A 21,496-nucleotide genomic window follows, 5' to 3' on the forward strand; every position below is an offset into this window, starting at 1 on the left:
TGCTGAGAGCGCTAAACTCCAGAGGCAATCCTTCTTGTCCAACTGGCCGGAATATAAAAATGAATAATAAAAATAGCTTGCTCCGCCACATCCCGTGGCTGGTGCTGGCAATTGTGGGAGCCTGCGCCCTTGGCGTAGTGGCATTACGCCGGGGCGAGGCAATTAACGCTTTATGGATCGTGGTGGCAGCCGTTGCCATCTATCTGGTCGCTTATCGTTATTACAGCCTGTTTATCGCCACCAAAGTGATGCAGCTGGACCCTTTGCGCGCAACGCCAGCCGTCGTTAATAACGACGGCCTGGACTATGTGCCAACCAACAAACACATTCTTTTCGGTCACCACTTTGCGGCAATCGCCGGAGCCGGGCCTTTGGTCGGGCCGGTATTGGCCGCGCAAATGGGCTACCTGCCTGGCACGCTCTGGCTGATCGCCGGTGTGGTACTGGCCGGGGCCGTGCAGGACTTCATGGTGCTGTTCATGTCCACCCGCCGCAACGGTCGCTCCCTGGGCGACATGGTGCGCGAGGAAATGGGCAAGATTCCAGGCACCATTGCACTATTCGGTTGCTTCCTGATCATGATCATCATCCTCGCGGTGCTCGCGCTGATTGTGGTCAAGGCACTGGCTGAAAGCCCGTGGGGCATGTTCACGGTGATGGCTACCATCCCGATCGCCATGTTCATGGGCATTTACATGCGTTACATCCGCCCGGGCCGCATTGGTGAAATCTCGGTTCTCGGCGTGCTGTTGCTGCTGGGTTCCATTTGGCTGGGGGGCCAGATTGCAGCCAGCCCGGACTGGGCCCATGTGTTCACCTTCACCGGTACACAAATCACCTGGATGCTGATCGGCTATGGCTTTGTGGCCGCAGTACTGCCCGTATGGCTGGTACTGGCACCACGTGACTACCTGTCAACGTTCCTGAAAATCGGCACCATTGTTGCGCTGGCCATCGGTATTCTGGTCACCATGCCCGAGCTGAAAATGCCGGCACTGACCCAATTCATTGATGGCTCTGGCCCCGTGTGGAAAGGCGGCCTGTTCCCCTTCCTGTTCATCACCATTGCCTGTGGCGCAGTGTCGGGCTTCCATGCCCTGATCGCCTCGGGCACCACACCCAAACTGCTGGATAACGAAACCAACGCCCGTTACATCGGTTACGGCGGCATGTTGATGGAGTCGTTCGTGGCCATCATGGCAATGGTTGCTGCTTCGGTGATCGAGCCGGGTGTGTACTTCGCCATGAACAGCCCTGCCGCAATTGTCGGCGGTGATGTGGTGACCGTGGCTCAAACGGTGAGCAGCTGGGGCTTTGCAATTACCCCGGATGCCCTGACAGCGCTGGCTCATGACATTGGTGAAACCACCGTTCTGGCACGTGCCGGCGGCGCTCCGACCCTGGCGGTGGGTATCGCTCAGATCCTGCACAACGTGTTGCCGGGCGAAAACACTATGGCGTTCTGGTATCACTTCGCCATTTTGTTTGAAGCCTTGTTTATCCTGACTGCGGTTGATGCGGGCACCCGTGCCGGGCGCTTTATGCTGCAAGACCTGTTGGGCAGTTTTGTTCCTGCTCTCAAGCGCACCGAGTCGTGGCCTGCCAACCTGCTGGCGACGGGCCTGTGTGTCGCCATGTGGGGTTACCTGCTGTACCAGGGCGTGATCGATCCATTGGGTGGCATCAACACCTTGTGGCCGTTGTTCGGTATCTCCAACCAGATGCTCGCGGGCATCGCGCTGATGCTGGCCACGGTTGTACTGATCAAAATGAAGCGCCAACGCTATATCTGGGTGACCTTGGTGCCTGCGGTCTGGCTGCTGATCTGCACCACGGTAGCGGGCTTTATCAAACTGTTCGACGCCAACCCTGCGGTGGGCTTCCTGGCCCTGGCCAAAAAGTACAGTACCGCGCTCGACGCTGGCCAAGTGATTGCCCCGGCGAAAAACATCGACCAGATGCAACACGTGATTATCAACGCCTACACGAACGCCGGTTTGACCGTGCTGTTTCTGTTCGTGGTGTTCAGCATTCTGTTCTTTGCGATCAAAGTGGGTGTTGCCTCCTGGGGCACCAAAGAGCGTACGGATAAAGAAGCCCCGTACCACACAATTCCGGACGCTTGAACATGTTCAATGACCTGAGTCGCCTCGGTAAATACCTCGGTCAGGCTGCCCGCCTGATGGTCGGCATGCCTGACTACGACAACTACGTCGAGCACATGAAAACCAAGCACCCGGACAAACCGGTGATGAGCTACGAGGCATTCTTTCGAGAGCGTCAGGAAGCGCGTTATGGCGGCAAGGGTGGGCCAAAATGTTGTTAGCCCGCTAATCCGCGTTGCATGACATCAGTGGGAGCAGCCAGTCTGCTCCCCTTTTTATTTCTGCTGTTCGGGAGACTTCAGCATGTCTGCGCCAATCCCCGTTACCATCCTCAGCGGTTTTTTGGGAGCTGGTAAAACCACCCTGCTGCGTCATTTGCTCAAGGCCGAACACGGGCTGAAAATCGCCGTGATCGAAAATGAATTCAGCGACGCAGGCATCGACACCCAATTGCTGGGCGACGAGCCTGTGCAAGTCATGACCCTGTCCAATGGCTGTGTGTGCTGCACCATTTACACCGACCTGACCAAAGCCCTGTACTTGCTGCTTGAGCGACTGGACAGTGGCGAGATCGCCTTTGATCGACTGGTCATTGAGTGCACCGGGCTGGCCGATCCGGCCCCTGTTGCACAAACCTTCTTTATTGATGAAGAGCTGCGCGAACGTTACCTGCTGGACGGCATTATTACCTTGGTGGACGCCGCCCATGCCGATGTCCATCTGGCGCAAACCATCGCCCAGGCGCAGATTGGCTTTGCAGACCGGTTACTGGTGAGCAAGCGCGACCTGGTGGATGACGCCACCTATGAAGCGCTGTGCGAGCGCCTGACGCGGATTAATCGCCGGGCACCGATTCGTGTGGTTGATCATGGTTGTATTGATCTGGCTGAACTGCTGGATGTGCGCGGATTTAACCTAAACGCAGATGTGGGCGGCGGGCTGAACTTGCGCCCGGTGCAGCCGATGAAAACGGCAGATCGCATTTCAAGTTTGGTACTGCGAACAGAGACGCCCCTGGATATCGACAGCCTTAGCGCGTTTATGAACGAGCTGCTGGAGGAGCATGGGCCGCAATTGTTGCGTTACAAGGGCGTGCTGAACATTGCTGGTGAGGATAGGCGCTTGGTATTTCAGGGCGTGCTCAAGCTTTACGGCTTTGACTGGGACACCGAATGGGCCGAGGGTGAGCCGCGTGAAAGCGTGATGGTATTTATTGCCGATGACTTGCCAGAGGCCAAGATCCGCGAGGGGTTTGCACGGCTGGAGGGCTGAGTCGCGGCCTGCCCTCACCCCAACCCTCTCCCGGAGGGAGAGGGGGCTGATTTGAGTTGTTGCGCAAATCGGGTTTGGGCTTGAGTCCCTTCTCCCTCAGGGAGAGGGAGCTGAAGTGTGGAGTTGCGCAACACCGCTTGTACTTTTAGTCCCCTCTCCCCCTGAGAGAGGGCTAGGGTGAGGGGCTGCGCAACACCGCTTGCGCTTTTCGTCCCCTCTCCCTCTGGGAGAGGGCTAGGGTGAGGGGCTCTTGACTGAAATAGAGGTCAGTGGCTCTTCATGCCCGCCGCGGTCATGAACAGCCGGATCAGCATGGCAAATACAAACAGACTCGCCACACTGGCCGTCCAGATCAGTACCAACCAGCCAATGCGTTGCCACAGTGGCTTTTTCTCGGCCTCTTGCACCTCGTTCAGATAATCCTTGCCAGCCATGTTCAGGCCTCCTCTTGGGCAAAGGCTGCGGCCCTCAGGCCGCAGCGGCATTGACGTCTAGTGGTAACCGTCTTCGTGAGTCACTTTGCCCCGGAACACGTAGTAGCTCCAGAAGGTGTAACCCAGGATGAATGGAATGATGAACAAGGTGCCCACCAGCATAAAGCCCTGACTCTGCGGTGGTGCAGCTGCATCCCAGATCGAGATCGACGGCGGAATGATGTGTGGCCACAGGCTGATGCCCAAACCGCTGTACCCCAGAAAGACCAATACCAGCGTCAGCACGAACGGTGTGTAGTGAGCATTGCGGGCAATCGCCTTGATCAGTCCGTAAAAGGTGACCAATACCAAAATCGGCACCGGCAGGAACCAGAACAGGTTAGGCAAGGTGAACCAGCGGGCGGCAATGTCCGTATGGGTCAGCGGTGTCCACAGGCTGACAACCCCCATGATCACCAACAACGCCAGCGCCAGAGGTTTGCCCAACTTGTGCATGCTTGCTTGCAGCGGCCCTTCGGTCTTCATGATCAACCAGGTGCAACCGAGCAAGGCATACGCCACGATCAGCGCAAGCCCGCAGAACACGGAGAACGGCGTTAACCAGTCCAGCCCGCCGCCCGCATACTGGCGATTGACTACCGGAATACCATCAATGAAGGCCCCCAGTGCCACGCCCTGAAAGAACGTGGCAACCAGCGAACCGCCAATGAATGACATGTCCCAGATATGACGTTTCTCGGGGCGCGCCTTAAAGCGGAACTCAAAGGCCACACCGCGAAAGATCAAACCCATCAGCATCAAAATCAACGGCAAGTACAACGCCGACAAGATGACCGAATAGGCCAGCGGGAAGGCGCCAAACAGCGCGGCGCCGCCCAGAACCAACCAGGTTTCGTTGCCGTCCCAGACAGGCGCAACGGTGTTCATCATCACGTCACGGTCTTTCTCGCCCTTGATAAAAGGAAAGAGGATGCCGATCCCGAGATCGAAACCATCCATGACCACATACATCATGACGCCGAAGATGATGATGATTGCCCAGATAAGTGGCAGATCAATTCCCATGACTCAATTCCCCTTAGGCAGGCTGTCGCTATGGCCTTCTTCTGTACCCTCATGGGCAGCAGAAAGAGGACGTGCAGGCGTGCGCGGCTGACCTGGCCCACCTTCGTTATGTTCGTCACCTTCATGGGTAACAGGGCCTTTGCGCACCAGACGCATCATGTACCCCAGACCCACACCGAACAGCGAGAAATACACCAGCACAAACAGGATCAGAGTGACGCTCATCTGCGTAACGCTATGGTTGGACGAGGCATCTGCGGTACGCATCAGCCCGTACACCACCCACGGCTGACGGCCGATTTCAGTGGTGAACCAGCCTGCCAGAATGGCGATCAGGCCCGAAGGTCCCATCCACAGCACCAACCGCAAGAAGTGACGGTTGTCGTACAGCGTGCCGCGTTTACGCAACCACAGGCTCCACAGGCCGATAAAGATCATCAACATGCCCAAGGCAACCATGATGCGGAAGCTGAAGAACACGATGGTCGAGTTCGGACGGTCCGCAGCCGGGAAGTCTTTCATGGCCGGGATTTGTTCATCCAGACTGTGGGTCAGGATCAGACTGCCCAAATAAGGCACTTCGATCTTGTAGTCAGTGGTTTCGGTTTTCATGTTCGGGATGCCGAACAGGATCAGCGGGCTAGGCTCTCCGGGTTTGTTTTCCCAGTGACCTTCGATGGCGGCAATTTTCACCGGCTGATATTTCAGTGTGTTCAAACCGTGAGCATCACCGATGAAGGCTTGCACAGGGGCAACCACCAGAGCCATCCACATGGCCATCGAAAACATGCGGCGAATCGCTGGGGTATTACGCCCGCGCAACAAGTGCCAGGCCCCCGACGCACCCACAAAGAAGGCAGTCGCTACAAAGGCTGCTGTTGCCATGTGCGCCAGGCGGTACGGGAAGGAAGGGTTGAACACCACCGCCAGCCAGTCCACCGGAATCACTCGACCATCGATAATTTCGAAGCCCTGAGGGGTCTGCATCCAGCTGTTGGACGCCAGAATCCAGAAGGTCGAGATCAGCGTGCCGACAGCGACCATGATGGTCGAGAAGAAGTGCATGCCACGACCAACCCGGTTCCAGCCAAACAGCATAACGCCCAGAAAACCGGCTTCAAGGAAGAATGCGGTGAGTACTTCGTAGGTCAACAAAGGCCCGGTTACAGCTCCCGCAAAGTCAGAGAAGCGTGACCAGTTCGTGCCGAACTGATACGCCATGACCAAGCCGGACACCACGCCCATCCCAAAGTTGACTGCAAATATCTTCGACCAAAAGTGGTACAGATCACGGTAGGTATCGTCACGGGTTTTCAGCCACATGCCTTCGAGCACCATGAGATAACTGGCGAGACCGATGGTAATGGCGGGAAAAATAATGTGAAACGACACGGTAAACGCGAACTGAATTCGGGCGAGATCGAGAGCCTCCAAACCGAACATATGTCTTCCTCTATCAGGTATCAGGTCGTTCAGAACTCCGGCAGGACACCGGAATCCAACTGCCCAGCGGGCGATGGTTTTGGCGAATCAGGCTTCGCTCTCATAAACCAATACTCAAAGGGATCTGGCCGTCTGGCCACTCCAGTAAGCCTTTAAACGCTTTGATCTGGATCAAGCATTGAAGCAAGAGTAGTCCAATATCGGCATGACGCTAATGTGGTTTGTTGTCGCGTGACAGGTTGCCCCAGGCCTTGAAATAGACCGTTGCCAGAACTGTAAGAGCGCCAAAAGGACGCACTTTTTCATCGCCCTGACGACCCGTTTATACACGCGGCCAATCAAGTCATTGTTTGTTACATAAAAATGATAATCTCGGCATACCCCGCCCCTTGCCACGATGTCCTCAATGACCAGCCAGCCTCTTTTGCTCCGTCACCACCGGCCGTTTGTGGCCTTTTGGTTTGCCCGTATCTTCACTGCCAGCGCCTTTCAAATGCTGACCGTGGCGATTGGCTGGAACCTTTACCAACTGACTGGCAGTGTGATGGACCTTGGCTGGGTCGGTTTGATCGAATTCGCGCCACGCCTTCTCTTTATGCTGCACACCGGGCATGTGGCCGATCGCTATGACCGGCGCAAAGTGGCGGCCCTGTGTCAGTCCTTGCAAGCCATGATCGCGTTGACCTTGGCGATCAGCAGTGCAACTGACCACATCACCCGTGAAATGATCTTTGCGCTGGCCTTTGCACTGGGCGCGGCACGCTCTTTCGAGATGCCCGCAACCCAGGCATTACTGCCCTCGATCGTACCGGCCGAACTGTTCCCGCGTGCCGTCGCGGCGGCGCAGGCCGCACAACAGTCGGCCACTATTGTTGCGCCCGCGGTGGGCGGGTTGCTGTATGCGTTTGGCAGCGTGTGGGTGTATGGCCCCAGCGTGGCGCTGTACCTGATTGCGGCCCTGCTGATGAGCACCCTGCCCGCCCGCCAGTTACCGCTCACTAAAGCCAAGGCCACGCTGGACTCGCTGTTGGCGGGCATTCGCTTTATTCGCAGCCGTCCGGACGTACTTGGCGCGATCTCTCTTGATTTGTTTGCGGTGCTGCTGGGCGGCGCGACGGCATTGTTGCCGGTATTTGCCAAAGACATCCTGCTCACCGGCCCTTGGGGGCTGGGCATGTTGCGCTCGGCTCCGGCAGTCGGCGCTTTGCTGATGTCCTTATGGCTGGCCCGCTTCCCGGTGTACCGCAAGGTGGGGCGCGTCATGTTTACCGCCGTGGGCATATTCGGAGTCGCCACCATCGCCTTCGGGCTGTCGACGTCGTTCTGGTTTTCACTGGCCGTATTGGTGGTACTGGGCGCCGCAGACATGATCAGCATGGTGATCCGCGCTTCTTTTGTGCAGCTCGAAACCCCGGATGAAATGCGCGGCCGCGTCAGCGCCGTCAACGGGGTATTTATCGGTGCGTCCAATCAACTGGGCGAGTTTGAATCCGGTGTGACAGCGCATTGGCTGGGCACTGTGCCCGCTGTGGTGCTGGGTGGGGTCGGCACGCTGGTCGTCACGGGGCTGTGGATAAAACTGTTCCCTGGGCTGGCCAACCGCGACCGGATGGTGGAACCCGCTAAAAAGTAGCCCCCTCTCGAAGCAGCTGCCGAAGGCTGCGTCCGATTGCGAAGCGATCGCACACGTTGTTGACTTTACGACGACTGCGTCGCTGATCGCAGCCTTCGGCAGCGGCTACAGGTTTGTCAGGGCATTACGGCGGGCCTTGCCGCACAGTTGCTCCACCAGCGTCAGGGCAAAGGCCAGTGCCGCCGTCGAGCCTTGCGCCGTGATGCAGTTGCCATCGACTACCACGGGTTGATCAACGTAGTTGCACCCCGAGAGTTGATCGCTCACCGATTCAATGCAGGTCATGCGCCGTCCTTTAAGCACCCCGTATGCCTGCAACACCAACACGGGGGCCTGCGCAATGGCGGCATAAAAGCGACCCGCCCGTGCGTGTTCCTTAACCATTTGCATCAAGGGCTGATGCGCCGCCAAATGCTCACACCCCACCACGCCACCCGGCAATACGATCAAGTCAAACGGCTGCGCCAGCAGGTCGACCAGCATGCCGTCGGCCGTCAGTCGGGTGCCTCGGGCGCAGGTCAACATGCGCCGCCCTTCAACACTGGCGACCACCACTTCTATGTCGGCGCGACGCAGCACATCGATCAGGGTCACGGTTTGCAGGTCATCAACACCTTCGGCTACAGGTATCAGGGCTCTATAGGTCATAAGCGTTCTCACACAGAGGTTCTGTGAGCTTAGGCCAGCTTCACTTTATAAACAGCCGCGCACCCAACCGAGTGTGCGGCGGCACCAGTGAGGTGTTACTGAACTCAAACCAACCTTCGTTTTTGTTACCCAGATCGAAGGTATACAGGTAACCCGTGGTGGTTCCACCCCGCTGACAGTCATCCAGCCCAGTGCCCCGGTTGCAAACAGGGGCACGAACACCGTCGATTTTCTGGCCATTGAGCGTCACATTCGGCTGGCCGCCATAGCCCCGTTCAAGCACATACACCTTGATATTCGGGCCATTGTGATCGCATCGGGTTTGCTCCCGAGCGTCGGAAACATCCTCTACGGCGCAGGTTCGCGACACCACCTTGAGAATTTCAACAGCACTCAACGGCATGGCCGGCGCAGCGTGCAACATGCCACTGGCCAGCAGCCCGAAAAAGACAAAAAAACCTGTGAGCGTACGCTTCATAAATCCCCCCAAAACTTGGCACGCAGTATGCCTGTGCCCTCCTCGTTACAAAACATCGCCCGCTGGGGTAACCAAGGCAGCCAGACGCCCACGCTGCTGGTATGATGCGCGGCTTTTTCCGAGCGACAGATAATCTTCAGATCCAAGAGGTCTGTGCTTTGCTGTTGAAAACGTTTTAATTACGGCGCATTGGGCGCCACGGGGACTGGCATGCTGGAAAGGCTGTTTCAACTCAAGGCACACAATACCAACGTGCGCACCGAGATACTTGCGGGTATCACCACGTTTCTGGCGATGGCCTACATCCTGTTTGTGAACCCGAGCATTCTGGGTGAAACAGGCATGGATAAAGGCGCGGTCTTTGTGGCCACCTGTCTGGCGGCCGCTATTGGCTCCGCCGTCATGGGCCTGATCGCCAACTACCCGATTGCCCTCGCGCCGGGTATGGGCCTGAATGCCTTTTTCACCTACACCGTGGTGCTGCACATGGGCCACACCTGGCAAGTGGCGTTGGGTGCGGTGTTTATTTCGGCGGTGCTGTTCTTCCTGTTGTCGATCTTCCGTATCCGCGAATGGATCATCAACAGCATCCCGCTGCCGCTGCGCTCGGCGATTGCGGCCGGTATCGGTCTGTTCCTGGCACTGATCGCCTTGCATAACGCCGGTATCGTTGTTGCCAACAACGCCACATTGGTGGGCATGGGCGATCTGACCCAGCCTAAAGTGGTTCTCGCGTCCCTCGGCTTTGCCCTGATCGTCGCCCTTGAAGCCCTGAAAATGCGCGGTGCCGTGCTGATCGGCATTCTGGCCGTGACCATTGTTTCGATTCTGATGGGCGTGACCGAGTTTGGTGGCGTGGTGTCGATGCCGCCGTCTCTGGCGCCGACCTTCCTGCAACTGGACATTAAAGGTGCGCTGGACATTGGCTTGATCAGCGTGATCTTCGCCTTCCTGTTCGTTGACCTGTTCGACAACTCGGGCACCCTGATTGGTGTTGCCAAGCGCGCAGGCCTGATGGGCAAAGACGGCCACATGCCAAAAATGGGCCGTGCCCTTATTGCTGACAGCACCGCGGCCATGGCCGGTTCGCTGCTGGGCACCTCGACCACCACCAGCTACATCGAGTCGGCAGCAGGCGTGAGCGCCGGTGGCCGTACCGGTCTGACCGCTATCGTGGTTGGCATCATGTTCTTGCTGGCCTTGTTCTTCTCGCCACTGGCTGCCAGCGTTCCTGCCTTTGCTACTGCCCCGGCGTTGATGTTTGTGGCCGTGCTGATGATGAGTGGCCTGGCTGAAATCGACTGGGAAGACATCACCGTTGCCGCGCCGGTGGTCATCACCGCACTGGCCATGCCGTTCACCTACTCCATCGCCAGCGGCATCGCCTTCGGCTTTATTTCCTGGACGGTGATCAAGTTGCTGTCGGGCCGCGCCCGCGAGCTGAACGCGCCGTTGATCATTCTGTCGATTCTGTTTGTGGTCAAGCTAGGTTGGTTCCCCGCATGAGTGCTTTGCCGTTTGATGCTGCTACCTACGCCGTTGAGCTAGAGGCCAAGGCCAATCGTCTGCGCGAGTTGTTGGCGCCCTTTGATGCCCCCGAGCCTTTGGTGTTCGACTCGCCCCTCAAGCACTTTCGCCTGCGCGCCGAATTCCGTCTGTGGCGCGAAGGCGGCGAGCGTCACTATGCGATGTTCGCCCAGGACGACAAACGTACGCCGATCCTGATCGAAGACTTCCCGATTGCCAGCCTGCGCATCAATCAATTGATGCCGCAGCTCAAAGCCGCTTGGCAAGCCAGCGCGGCCCTGAGCCACAAGCTGTTTCAGGTGGAGTTTCAGACCACGCTGGCGGGCGATGCGATGGTCACGCTGTGCTATCACCGCCCGCTGGACGAGCACTGGCACAAGGCTGCCGAGCAATTGGCCAAAGACCTGGACATCAGCGTGATTGGTCGTTCCAAAGGCAAGCGCACGGTGATTGGTCGCGATTACGTGGTCGAGAAGCTGGACGTGGCGGGTCGCACCTTCACTTATCAACAGCCTGAAGGCGCGTTTACCCAGCCCAACGGCACGGTCAACCAGAAGATGCTCAATTGGGCGTATGAAGCACTGGGCGAACGTTCGGATGATTTGCTGGAGCTGTATTGCGGCAATGGCAACTTCACCCTGCCGCTGGCGACCCGGGTGCGCAACGTACTGGCGACTGAAATCAGCAAGACCTCAGTGAATGCCGCGCTCAATAACCTGCGCGATAACGCTGTGGATAACGTCACACTGGTGCGGTTGTCGGCAGAGGAATTGACCGAAGCGTTGAATGACGTGCGTCCGTTCCGTCGCTTGCAGGGGGTAGACCTGAAGGGCTACGAATTTGGCAGCGTGTTCGTTGACCCGCCGCGTGCGGGCATGGACCCGGACACCTGCGAGCTGACCCGTCGTTTTGACAACATTCTGTATATCTCGTGCAATCCGCTGACATTGGCCGAGAACATTGCCCAACTGCACGATACGCATCGTATCGAGCGTTGCGCCGTGTTTGATCAGTTCCCGTGGACTCACCACATGGAGTCGGGTGTGTTGCTGGTTCGTCGGTAAGGCACCGCTACCCTCACCCCAACCCTCTCCCAGAGGGAGAGGGGGCTAATGTGTGGTGATTTTAAAGCCGCGTGCGGTCTGCTTTCAGTCCCCTCTCCCTCTGGGAGAGGGCTAGGGTGAGGGTTTGCTTTTAAGCTTTTAGATAGCGCAACACCGAATCACAGATCATCTCCCGATGACGCTGTTTGATCTGATCATCCGACAAGTCGATCTGGAATATCTCACCCAGCGTGTAGCGGTTCGACACCCGATAAAAACAGAACGAACTGACCAGCAGGTGAACGTCCAGTGCATTGAGCCCTGCCCGAAAAACACCCTGCTCAACGCCTCTGCGTAATATCCCGTCAAGCGCCTGCACAATCGTGTCGTTGGTCGCCTTGATCCCTTCCGAGCGCTTGATGTACTCGCCCTTGTGAATGTTTTCGACACTGACCATCCGCACAAAATCAACATGCTGGTCGTGATGATCGAAGGTGAACTCCACCAGCCGATGAATCGCCTGCACCGGCTCAAGCTCGTCGAGAGGCATCTGACTCTCAATGCCCCTGATGTCCCCGTATAACTTCTCCAGAACCTCAACGTAGAGCTGCTCTTTACTGGTGAAGTAGTAATAGATCATGCGCTTGGAGGTACGCGTGCGCTCGGCGATGGCGTCCACCCGCGCACCGGACAAGCCTTGCTGGACAAACTCCACCAAGGCTTCCTGAAGGATATTTTCCCGAGTCTTTTGCGGGTTGTTCTTACGGCTTTTACGCGGTTCGGCAGCCGCAGCCTGCGCGTCGGCTTCTGGTTTCAAAGTCATTGGAGGCTCACGGCCATCGAAAGATGGCGGCGATTATGGGCCGCCCCGACCTGCGAGGGAAGACGCCCATCGTATGAGTCCATGCCTTTACAGCTTGGCCTGGCGAACAGCGCCGCTGCGTGATTTGGCCATAGCCGCCAAACGCACCGCCACGTTAGCCGCACCATAACCGGCATAGCCATTTTTGCGCTGTAGCAGCTCGAAAAAGAATCGCCCTTCAAATGGCTCGGTGTACACATGGAACAACTCGCCACCCTTGGCGTCACGGTCATACAGCACGTTGTAATAGGCCAGTTCGCTCAAAAACTCATCATCAAAATCAAAACGGGCCGCCAAGTCATCGTAGTAGTTGAGCGGGATGTCGAGTAACGGTACGCCCGCCTCTTTGGCGCGGCTGACTTCAGCAAACAGGTCGTCGCATTCAAACGCAATGTGGTGCACGCCCGAGCCGCGATAACTCGACAAGGCATGGGAAATGGCTGTGTTTCTGTTTTCGGAAATATTGAGCGGTAAACGGATTGAGCTGCATCGGCTGCGCAGCGCACGGCTTTTAACCAGACCGTAAGGGTCGGGCAACACCACTTCATCGTCGGCCTCGAAATCGAGCACGCTTTTGTAAAACAGCACCCAACTGTCCAGGCTATCCGCCGGCAACGCCATCGCCATATGGTCGATGCGCTTGAGCCCAGCCTGCGGTGTAGTGGCAGCACTCAAGTTGAAGTCCGACTCGTACAACGGTTTACCGGCAGCGTCTTTGTCTACCAGGTAAATCAGGCTGCCATCGGGCGCACGCACGGCCGCCAGCTCCAGCTCATTGGGCCCGACCAACCCACGGTAGGGCTGGCCCTTGTACGCCACCGCCCGCGCCAACGCGCTGGCACTGTCTTGCACCCGAATCGCCGTGGCACACAACGAAGGGCCGTGGGCTTCAAAGAAGTTATGGGCAAATGAATAGGGCTCGGCATTGAGGATCAGATTGATGTCGCCCTGGCGCAGCAAACTGACATTTTTCGAGCGGTGCTGCCCCACTTTGCTGAACCCCAAGCGCTCCAGCCAGTGGGTCAGTTTGGCGCCCTGACTTTCATCCACCGCGAATTCGAGGAACTCGACACCGTCGTAGTCGCTGGCCTTGGGCGGCGCAAACAACGGCTCCAGGACGGGCGCCGGAGCGGCCTGTTCAATGAGCCGCTCGCGGGTTTTCTCTTCGAGATAGAGCAACGAACGGAACCCGTCGGCCGCATTGGCACGGGTCGGCGCGGCGCGAAAACCGTCGTTGAAGATTTCCAGCGATAACGGCCCGGTGTAGCCAGTTTCAATGATCGGCGCCAAAAAGCCCGGCAAGTCGAACTCGCCCTGCCCCGGAAAACAGCGGAAATGGCGACTCCACTCCAGCACATCCATCGCCAGAATCGGCGCGTCGGCCATTTGCACAAAGAAGATTTTGTCACCGGGGATCTGTGCAATCCCAGACGGATCACCCTTGAGCGACAAGGTGTGGAAGCTGTCGAGCAACACGCCCAGATTCGGGTGGTCGATCTGGCGAACCAGGTCCCAGACCTGTTGCCAGGTGTTGACGTGTCGCCCCCACGCCAGCGCTTCGTAGCCAATGCGCAGGTCGCGCGCGCCAGCACGCTCGGCCAGCAGGCTCAGGTCATCCAGCAGAATCTGCCGGTCGCCCACTGAGTCGGCGGCCGCGTTACTGCACACCAGCACCAGATCAGTGCCCAACTCCTGCATCAAATCGAACTTGCGCTCGGCGCGATCCAGGTTGCGTGCCAGCCGATCACGGCGGCAGCCTTCAAAGTCACGAAAGGGCTGGAACAGGCTGATGGTCAGCCCCAGATCGGCACACATCTGGCGTATTTCACGCGGGCTGCCGTCGTAATACAGCAGGTCATTCTCGAAGATTTCGACCCCGTCAAAACCCGCCGCCGCGATGGCGTCCAGCTTTTCCGGCAGGGTGCCGCTCAAGGAAACAGTGGCAATCGAGCGCTTCATTTATAACTCCCCGGCAATGGCATGGCCGCTAGACGACGGCAATTCTTGATAGCCTGATTATTAAGGGCACTCTATTATTGAGCAATCACTGTGTACCAACCAGTTAGTTTTATGTGCGATTATCGAACACTATGCCCTGTGGTGAATTGACGGTTTTTTATCCAGTCGCCACCATCAAACCCGTATGACTTGCTGCACATGTGCCACACCAAAACAACAATTCCAAGAAACGGGTAAACACCTCATGGTCCCTTCTCAGACTGCACGTACCACGCCTGCCCAGAGCGTTCCGCACCCTGGCATCGGGGGCAAGATCCGCGGTGCCATGGCGAGCGGCAAGACCCGCTGGGGAATGCTCGCGCTGGTCTTTTTCGCCACCACGCTGAACTTCATCGATCGCGCCGCACTGGGTGTGATGCAACCGGTTCTGGCCAAAGAGATGAGCTGGACGGCGATGGATTACGCCAACATCAACTTCTGGTTTCAGGTCGGCTATGCCATTGGCTTCGTCCTCCAGGGCCGCTTGATTGACCGCATCGGCGTCAAGCGTGTGTTCTTCTGCGCCGTGCTGCTATGGAGCCTGGCCACCGGCGCGCACGGTCTGGCCACCTCAGCCGTCGGGTTCATGATCTGCCGCTTCATTCTCGGAGTGACCGAAGCCGCCAACTACCCGGCCTGTGTAAAAACCACGCGCCTGTGGTTCCCGGCTCAGGAACGTGCGGTGGCCAGCGGTATCTTCAACGCCGGGACTAACGTGGGCGCCATGTTTACCCCCATGATGCTGCCGCTGGTGCTGCATGTCTGGGGCTGGCAGGCCGCGTTTCTGTGCATGTCTGCGCTGGGCGGTATCTGGCTGATCTTCTGGGGCCTGAAGTACTTCAACCCCGAAGACCACCCGACCGTTTCCAAGGAGGAACTGGCGTATATCCAGCAAGAAAAAGAGCCAGAGCAAACCACCGTTTCGTTCTCCACCATCCTGAAGATGCGCGGTACGTGGGCCTTTGCACTGTCCTACGCCATGACCGCGCCGGTGTTCTGGTTTTACCTGTATTGGTTGCCACCCTTCCTCAATCAGCAATACAACCTGGGCATCAGTGTCACGCAGATGGGCATACCGCTGATCATCATCTACATCACCGCCGACTTCGGCAGTGTGGGTGGCGGCATCTTGTCTTCGGTCTTGATCAAACGGGGTATGGCGGCAGTCAAGGCGCGACTGGTGTCGATGGCAATGTGCGCCGTTGCGATTATTGGCGTGGTCTTGGCCGCCGGCTCCAGCAACCTCTGGATGGCCGTGGGTGCCATCGCGCTGGCGCTGGGCGCGCACCAGGCCTGGACGGCCAACGTGTGGAGCATGGTGATGGACTACACGCCTAAGCACATGATGGGCACGGTGTTCGGCTTTGGCGGCATGTGCGCCGCCATCGGCGGTATGTTTATGACCCAGTTTGTCGGCTATGTGCTGACCGTCACAAACAACAACTACACCGTGTTGTTCACCATGATTCCAGCCATGTATTTTATTGCGCTGGTCTGGATGTACTTTATGGCTCCGCGAAAAATCCCGCAGGTCTGATACGCGAGTTCAATCGAACCTCTTGTGAGCGTTGGGCTAAGCCCGACGCTCGGCACGCCATCCTTCAATAGAGGTGCTCGATGACACTGCCCACGCCACTTTCAGGTGTTAACCACCCTCTGAAAGGGATTCTGCTGATTGTCACAGCCACTGCGCTGTTCTCCAGCCATGACGCACTGTCCAAATACCTCAGTGGGATCTACCCCGTGGTGATGGTGGTGTGGGCGCGTTATCTGGTGCACACCGTATTGATGGCGGGGATTTTTCTGCCCCAGTCCGGGCTGAGCGTATTGCGCAGCACTCGGCCGCTGCTGCAAGTGCTGCGTGCCATCTGCCTGCTGGGTTCGGGGTTGTTCTTCACCTACGGCTTGCTGTTTATTCCTCTGGCGGAAAACACCGCCGTGAACTTTATCGCCCCGTTGCTGGTGGCGGCATTGTCCGGCCCGTTGTTAGGCGAAAAGGTCTCGAAGGGCCAGTGGCTGGCGGTGGTGTGCGGGTTTATCGGCGTGGTGGTGATCATCCATCCCGGCGGCGCGCTGTTCACGCCCGCGGTTTTGCTGCCGATGGCTGCGGCGCTTTGCTTCTGCTGTTACCAGATCCTGACGCGCAAACTCAGTGCCTACGACAGCCCGACCACCAGCAACTTCTTTGCCGGGCTGTTCAATGCAATCGTGATGAGCGCGCTGGTGCCCTTTTTTTGGCAGACCCCCACGTTTATTAACGGCCTGGCCATGCTGGCGCTGGGCACCTTGGGCATGACCGCGCACTTGCTGCTCACGCAGTCTTTCAGGGTGGCTGCACCGGCGCTGCTGGCGCCGTTCAGCTATTGCCAGATTGTGTTCTCCGGCCTATTGGGGTGGTTTCTTTTTGGCCACATGCCCGACCTGTCAGCCCGCATCGGCATCGCCATTATTTGCCTGAGCGGGCTGGCCGCGGCGTGGCAGCAACGTCGCGCACGTGGCTAAGCGTTAAAAATCGAAAAACACCGTTTCGCCCGCACCCTGAATATAAATGTCAAAGCGATAAGCCGGTTTGCCATTCACTTCGCAGCGCTGTGCGATCAAGGTTTCACGCCGTTGCGGCTGCTCAATCAGGTTGAGCACCGGGCACTTTGCGTTGGCCTCTGGCTCATCACTAAAGTACAGGCGCGTCTGTAAATGGATGTTGATGCCACGGGCAAACAGCGACACGTTGATATGCGGCGCCATCGGCACACCGCCAGCCGTGTTTACCACGCCCGGCTTGATGGTGTTCAACGTCCACTCACCGGCATCAAACGTGGTGGCAGTGCGGCCAAAACTGTTGAACGACTTTTCCGAATCAAACACTTCGTCGTAGCGCCCTTCATGGTTGGCTTGCCACAGCTCCAGAAAAGAGTCGCGCACCAGATGGCCATTACCGTCATAGACATTACCCAGCAGCACAATGTGCTCACCCGGTGCGTCGGGCTTGGCCATTTCGTTCCAGACCTCCTCGGGGCGCGGCGGATTACCGGCAGCGGACAGCGCCAGACCGATATGGACGTAAGGGCCAGCCGTTTGCGAAGGCGTTTCCGGTAGCAGTTCGATAGGCATGATCTAGCTCCTCAGCGATTTTCGAAGTGAGTCTGACGCTGGCCGCGCAGCACGATATCAAAGCGGTACGCCAGGCAATCCATCGGATTGGCGGCCCCCATGTCCAGACGGGCGATCAGGCTTTGCACCGCTTCGGGGTTGGCAATCGACTTAACAATCGGGCACATCGCAATCAATGGATCGCCTTCGAAATACAACTGGGTGATCAAGCGTGTGGCAATCGACGGGCCACTGACCGAGACGTGAATATGCGCCGGACGCCAGTCATTAGGGCCATTGCGCCACGGGTAGGGGCCGGGTTTGACCGTACGAAAGCTGTAATAGCCCTGGCTGTCGGTCAAGGTACGGCCCACACCGCCAAAATTAGGATCGAGCGGAGCCAGGTAGCGGTCATTCTTGTGGCGATAACGGCCACCGGCGTTGGCTTGCCACATCTCCACCAGGGTGTTGGGAATCGGCTTGCCGTACTGATCGCAGACGCGACCCGAGACCAGAATCCGCTCGCCTATCGGCAACCCGCCATTGTTGAAATTGAGCAGCAGGTCATTGTCGAATTGGCCGAATTTCAGATGGGAAAAATCAGGCCCGCTGGTTTCGCTGACCGATTGAGGGATGCTCACCAACGCCTGGCGCGGGGAGCGGGCGATGGAGGTTTTGTAATCCGGGGTCAAGGCTTTGGGGTGCCAATTGCGGTCACGAATGACAAAGCGCCGGCTGTCTGCATCAGACATGTCGATCTCCTGTTGTTTTTATAGGCTGCACGGTAAGCCAGCAGTTTAAACAACAGGCGAACAAGGACTACTGAAAAGGCCCGCCCCATCCATAACCATTCAGTTATGGATAAACCCCTGCGGCATACGCCTGCCCCAGCTCACGGAGCACCTCGATGCACCCTTGCGCAGCCAACGACACCGGCACATGGGCGTTGCGACAAATGCCGATAGAACCGCCCGGCTCACGCTGCCCCACGTCCAGTTCGTAAAACTCGCCACTGGCCAGATCCATGCGCACCGCATCCAGTGGCGCGATCCAGACGGCGTCGTTACACAGCACATAACGGCGGCTCAAGGTGACGGACAAGGTTTCCAGGCGCTGGCGGGACGGGTTGATGCCGCATTGCACAAACAAGCTGTCGGCGTACGCGCGTATGGTCGTATTGGCGAGCGGCAACACCAACGGGTAATGTTCCAGCAGGCTTCGATCCAGCGGCTCGCGGGTCAACGGGTGTCCGGCTCGAACCACCAACGTCATGGACTCGCTGTACAGATGTTCGAAATTCATTCCCTGAATTTCCGGGCTGTCGGTCATTCGCCCCACCACCAGATCCACATCCCCTACCCGCAATTGCGAGAGCAAATAAGCGCTGGGCCCCGTCACCACACTCACCACCAATGAGGAATACTGACGATGCAGACGGCGCACCAGTTCAGGAATCAACACGCTCTCCACGGTCGACAGCACGCCAAGGCGCACCACCCCGCCCGCATATTCGCCGCCGCGCAGCGCATTGACCCCTTCGCGTAACGCTTGCACCGATGGTGTCGCGTAACGCAGGAAGGCTACCCCGGCCTCAGTCAGGCTTATTCCGCTTTTACTGCGTACAAACAGACTGACCGTCAGTAAGGCTTCCAACTCCTTGAGGGTCTTGGACATGGCCGGCTGACTCACCGCCAACACATCCGCCGCCCGCGCCAGACTGCCTTGGCGTGCCATTTCCAGAAAGCACACCAGATGACGGTATTTGATGCGGGTATCTATATTCACAGGGATAACAACTCCGGGCGCGATCTGCGGTTCAGGCGCTATTCAACCACTTGAGCCGGAGGTCTGGAACTGTCATAACCCCTTTGAGTCTTTTTAAAGGACTCCACCCAAGAAACGTCTGACAGCCGGGCTGGCGCAGTCAGGTCTCAGCAACAACACTTATAGACACGATTTATCAGAGGATTCCTCCATGCTTTGGAAAAAAGGCCGTCGTAGCGACAACGTTGAAGATGTGCGCGATCAAAGCACTGGCGGCGGCGGTGGAGGCATGCGTTTCGGGGGAGGCAAAGGCCTGAGCTTGATGGCGGTGGTGGTGATTGTCGGCTTCGGCCTGCTGACCGGCCAGGACCCCATGCAGATTCTCGGGCAATTAAGCGGCCAGCTGACCGAGCAATCCGCCCCCCAAGTGACTCAGCAAGCTGGGCATGCGCCGCCGGCCAATGACGAACAAGCCGATTTTGTACGCGCCGTACTGGGCGATACCGAGGACACATGGGCACAGGTTTTTCAGCAGTCGGGTCGCAACTATAAAAACCCGACACTGGTGTTGTTTCGTGGGCAGGTCGGTTCGGCCTGCGGCTATGCCACAGCAGCCAGCGGCCCGTTCTATTGCCCGGCTGACCAGAAGGTCTACCTGGACATGAGCTTCTTCCAGGAAATGGCGCAACGCTTCAAAGCCTCGGGCGACTTCGCGCAAGCCTATGTGATTGCCCATGAAGTGGGCCATCACGTGCAAACCTTGCTGGGCATCTCCTCAAAAATGCAGATGGCTCGCCAGCAAGGCCAGCGCATGGAAGGTGACGGCGGGTTGTTGGTGCGTCAGGAACTGCAAGCCGACTGCCTTGCCGGGGTGTGGGCCAATCTGGCGCAAAAGCGCCATAACTGGCTGGAGGCTGGCGACATTGAGTCGGCGCTGAACGCCGCCAATGCCATTGGTGATGACCGCCTGCAACAACAAAGCCGCGGCCGCGTAGTGCCGGACTCGTTCACCCACGGCACCTCGGCGCAGCGGGTCAAGTGGTTCAAGACCGGGTTTGCTCAAGGCAATATCAATCAATGCGACACCTTCTCGGCAAGGGCCCTGTAAATGGCACTGCGCGTGATCGCTTCGCTGATGGGCGTGCTGATGGTGAGCGCGATGGTTCATGCTGCCGAGCATGGGGTTAAGGTATTAAGCCCCGAGCACATGAACATCGGCCCCGGCGAGTTGAGTGTCGGCGTCAGCCAGGACTGGAAACAACCACTGCCCGGCGTGCAACGGGCGCTGATTGTCATTCACGGGCGCTTGCGCAATGCCCAGACCTACTTGCACAGCGCTGAACAGGCAGCGACTCAGGCCGGGCAGTTATCCACAACCCTGATCATCGCGCCGCAGTTTCTGAATCAAACCGATATTAACCGTCACGCTCTGCCGGACGCCGTGTTGCGCTGGCAGGGTAACGACTGGATGGCCGGGGCTCCCGCCCTTGGGCCGCAACCCCTCAGTTCGTATGCGGCGCTTGATCACATTCTTGAGCGACTTGGCGACCGCAAACGCTTCCCGGAGTTACGCGAAGTGGTGATTGCCGGGCATTCAGGCGGTGCCCAAGTGGTGCAACGCTACGCCCTGACAACTCAGGCCGATACGGCGTTGAAAGCCAAAGGCATCAAGGTGCGTTACGTGGTTGCCAATCCGTCGTCCTACGCTTATTTCACGGCGCAGCGGCCCGTTCCAACCTTTGATCAGGCCAGTTGCCCAGGCTTCAATACGTGGAAATACGGGCTTATAGACCTGCCCGCGTATGCCAAAGGGCGGAAGCAGCAGGCGCTTGAACAGGCCTACGTTGAGCGCGACATCACCTACTTGTTAGGCGCTAAAGACACTGACCCCAATCATCCGGCGCTGGATAAAAGCTGTGAGGCCGAGGCACAGGGTGCATTCAGATTGGTACGCGGCAAGAATTACGTTGAATACCTGACTCAACGCCATCCACAGGGGCTCAATCAACGATTGGTTGAAGTGCCCGGCGTTGGGCACAACGGCGACCAGATGTTCACCTCACCCAAGGGGCAGAAGGCGTTGTTCGGGCACTGAGCCGGACGCCGTAGCAGTTGCCGCAGGCGACGTCCGATT

At 57.9% G+C, this 21,496-nt stretch carries 20 protein-coding genes; 10 read left to right on the forward strand and 10 right to left on the reverse strand.

Annotated elements, in window-relative coordinates; all coding sequences use genetic code 11:
- Positions 1-59: 59 nt before the first annotated feature.
- The 3 genes from EQV93_RS02655 (at position 60) to yjiA (ending at position 3,377) form a co-directional block, all read left to right on the forward strand.
- A complete protein-coding gene (locus EQV93_RS02655) occupies positions 60-2,126 on the forward strand; it encodes a carbon starvation CstA family protein (RefSeq protein ID WP_122785868.1) in 2,067 nt (688 codons plus the stop codon).
- A 2-nt stretch (positions 2,127-2,128) separates the two neighbouring features.
- Positions 2,129-2,326, forward strand: coding sequence for a YbdD/YjiX family protein (locus EQV93_RS02660; RefSeq protein WP_122785869.1), 198 nt, complete (start codon positions 2,129-2,131; stop codon positions 2,324-2,326).
- Positions 2,327-2,408: 82 nt separating this feature from the next.
- Complete coding sequence (gene yjiA / locus EQV93_RS02665; protein WP_122785870.1) at positions 2,409-3,377, forward strand: GTPase; 969 nt, start codon at positions 2,409-2,411, stop codon at positions 3,375-3,377.
- Positions 3,378-3,643: 266 nt separating this feature from the next.
- Here yjiA and EQV93_RS02670 read toward each other — a convergent pair whose 3' ends face one another.
- From EQV93_RS02670 to EQV93_RS02680, 3 genes are read right to left on the reverse strand one after another with little or no spacing between them, the layout of a single operon-like run.
- Complete coding sequence (locus EQV93_RS02670) at positions 3,644-3,811, reverse strand: DUF2474 domain-containing protein (protein ID WP_122782260.1); 168 nt, start codon at positions 3,809-3,811, stop codon at positions 3,644-3,646.
- Between the two features lie 57 nt (positions 3,812-3,868).
- Positions 3,869-4,876 carry a cytochrome d ubiquinol oxidase subunit II gene (gene cydB, locus EQV93_RS02675; protein WP_146384368.1) on the reverse strand — a complete coding sequence of 336 codons (1,008 nt, stop codon included), beginning with the start codon at positions 4,874-4,876 and terminating at the stop codon, positions 3,869-3,871.
- Positions 4,877-4,879: 3 nt separating this feature from the next.
- A complete protein-coding gene (locus tag EQV93_RS02680) occupies positions 4,880-6,319 on the reverse strand; it encodes a cytochrome ubiquinol oxidase subunit I (protein WP_122782258.1) in 1,440 nt (479 codons plus the stop codon).
- Positions 6,320-6,725: 406 nt separating this feature from the next.
- On the opposite strand from EQV93_RS02680, the gene EQV93_RS02685 reads away from it, so the two are divergent.
- Entirely contained in the window at positions 6,726-7,952 is a 1,227-nt protein-coding gene (locus tag EQV93_RS02685; RefSeq protein ID WP_146384370.1) for an MFS transporter, read from the forward strand.
- 105 nt (positions 7,953-8,057) lie between these two features.
- On the opposite strand, the gene EQV93_RS02690 is transcribed toward EQV93_RS02685, so the two are convergent.
- Complete coding sequence (locus EQV93_RS02690) at positions 8,058-8,600, reverse strand: DJ-1 family glyoxalase III (protein WP_122782256.1); 543 nt, start codon at positions 8,598-8,600, stop codon at positions 8,058-8,060.
- A gap of 40 nt (positions 8,601-8,640) precedes the next feature.
- Positions 8,641-9,078, reverse strand: coding sequence for a DUF4879 domain-containing protein (locus tag EQV93_RS02695; RefSeq protein ID WP_442968869.1), 438 nt, complete (start codon positions 9,076-9,078; stop codon positions 8,641-8,643).
- A gap of 210 nt (positions 9,079-9,288) precedes the next feature.
- Between EQV93_RS02695 and EQV93_RS02700 the strand changes: the two genes are divergently transcribed.
- Together EQV93_RS02700 and trmA are read left to right on the forward strand one after the other, a co-directional pair.
- A complete protein-coding gene (locus EQV93_RS02700) occupies positions 9,289-10,584 on the forward strand; it encodes an NCS2 family permease (protein WP_122782254.1) in 1,296 nt (431 codons plus the stop codon).
- Entirely contained in the window at positions 10,581-11,669 is a 1,089-nt protein-coding gene (gene trmA, locus EQV93_RS02705; protein ID WP_240890826.1) for a tRNA (uridine(54)-C5)-methyltransferase TrmA, read from the forward strand. Before EQV93_RS02700 ends, trmA begins: the two co-directional genes overlap by 4 nt.
- A gap of 130 nt (positions 11,670-11,799) precedes the next feature.
- Here trmA and EQV93_RS02710 read toward each other — a convergent pair whose 3' ends face one another.
- Positions 11,800-12,471, reverse strand: a complete 672-nt coding sequence (locus tag EQV93_RS02710) for a TetR/AcrR family transcriptional regulator (protein ID WP_146425455.1) — start codon at positions 12,469-12,471, stop codon at positions 11,800-11,802.
- An 87-nt stretch (positions 12,472-12,558) separates the two neighbouring features.
- Complete coding sequence (gene quiC / locus EQV93_RS02715) at positions 12,559-14,469, reverse strand: 3-dehydroshikimate dehydratase QuiC (protein WP_146425453.1); 1,911 nt, start codon at positions 14,467-14,469, stop codon at positions 12,559-12,561.
- 244 nt (positions 14,470-14,713) lie between these two features.
- Between quiC and EQV93_RS02720 the strand changes: the two genes are divergently transcribed.
- Together EQV93_RS02720 and EQV93_RS02725 are read left to right on the forward strand one after the other, a co-directional pair.
- A complete protein-coding gene (locus tag EQV93_RS02720) occupies positions 14,714-16,045 on the forward strand; it encodes an MFS transporter (RefSeq protein ID WP_122782250.1) in 1,332 nt (443 codons plus the stop codon).
- Positions 16,046-16,125: 80 nt separating this feature from the next.
- On the forward strand, positions 16,126-17,010 hold the full coding sequence (locus EQV93_RS02725) for a DMT family transporter (RefSeq protein WP_122782249.1): 885 nt from the start codon (positions 16,126-16,128) through the stop codon (positions 17,008-17,010).
- Between the two features lie 3 nt (positions 17,011-17,013).
- Here EQV93_RS02725 and pcaG read toward each other — a convergent pair whose 3' ends face one another.
- The 3 genes from pcaG to pcaQ all read right to left on the reverse strand — a co-directional run bounded on the left by pcaG (position 17,014) and on the right by pcaQ (position 19,383).
- On the reverse strand, positions 17,014-17,619 hold the full coding sequence (gene pcaG, locus EQV93_RS02730) for a protocatechuate 3,4-dioxygenase subunit alpha (protein WP_240890827.1): 606 nt from the start codon (positions 17,617-17,619) through the stop codon (positions 17,014-17,016).
- An 11-nt stretch (positions 17,620-17,630) separates the two neighbouring features.
- Positions 17,631-18,350: a protocatechuate 3,4-dioxygenase subunit beta gene (pcaH, locus tag EQV93_RS02735; RefSeq protein ID WP_122782247.1), complete on the reverse strand. Its 720-nt coding sequence runs from the start codon at positions 18,348-18,350 to the stop codon at positions 17,631-17,633.
- Between the two features lie 103 nt (positions 18,351-18,453).
- Complete coding sequence (gene pcaQ, locus EQV93_RS02740) at positions 18,454-19,383, reverse strand: pca operon transcription factor PcaQ (protein WP_122782246.1); 930 nt, start codon at positions 19,381-19,383, stop codon at positions 18,454-18,456.
- Positions 19,384-19,573: 190 nt separating this feature from the next.
- Here pcaQ and ypfJ point away from each other — a divergent pair, with 190 nt between their 5' ends.
- A complete protein-coding gene (gene ypfJ, locus EQV93_RS02745; protein WP_122782245.1) occupies positions 19,574-20,470 on the forward strand; it encodes a KPN_02809 family neutral zinc metallopeptidase in 897 nt (298 codons plus the stop codon).
- The gene (locus tag EQV93_RS02750) at positions 20,471-21,457 is read left to right on the forward strand and encodes an alpha/beta hydrolase (protein ID WP_240890828.1); all 987 of its coding nucleotides are present in this window, start codon (positions 20,471-20,473) and stop codon (positions 21,455-21,457) included. It abuts the gene before it with no gap.
- The last annotated feature ends 39 nt before the right edge of the window (positions 21,458-21,496 follow it).

It is taken from the genome of Pseudomonas sp. TMW22091, assembly GCF_022496705.1.
Classification (GTDB): Bacteria; Pseudomonadota; Gammaproteobacteria; order Pseudomonadales; family Pseudomonadaceae; genus Aquipseudomonas; species Aquipseudomonas saxonica.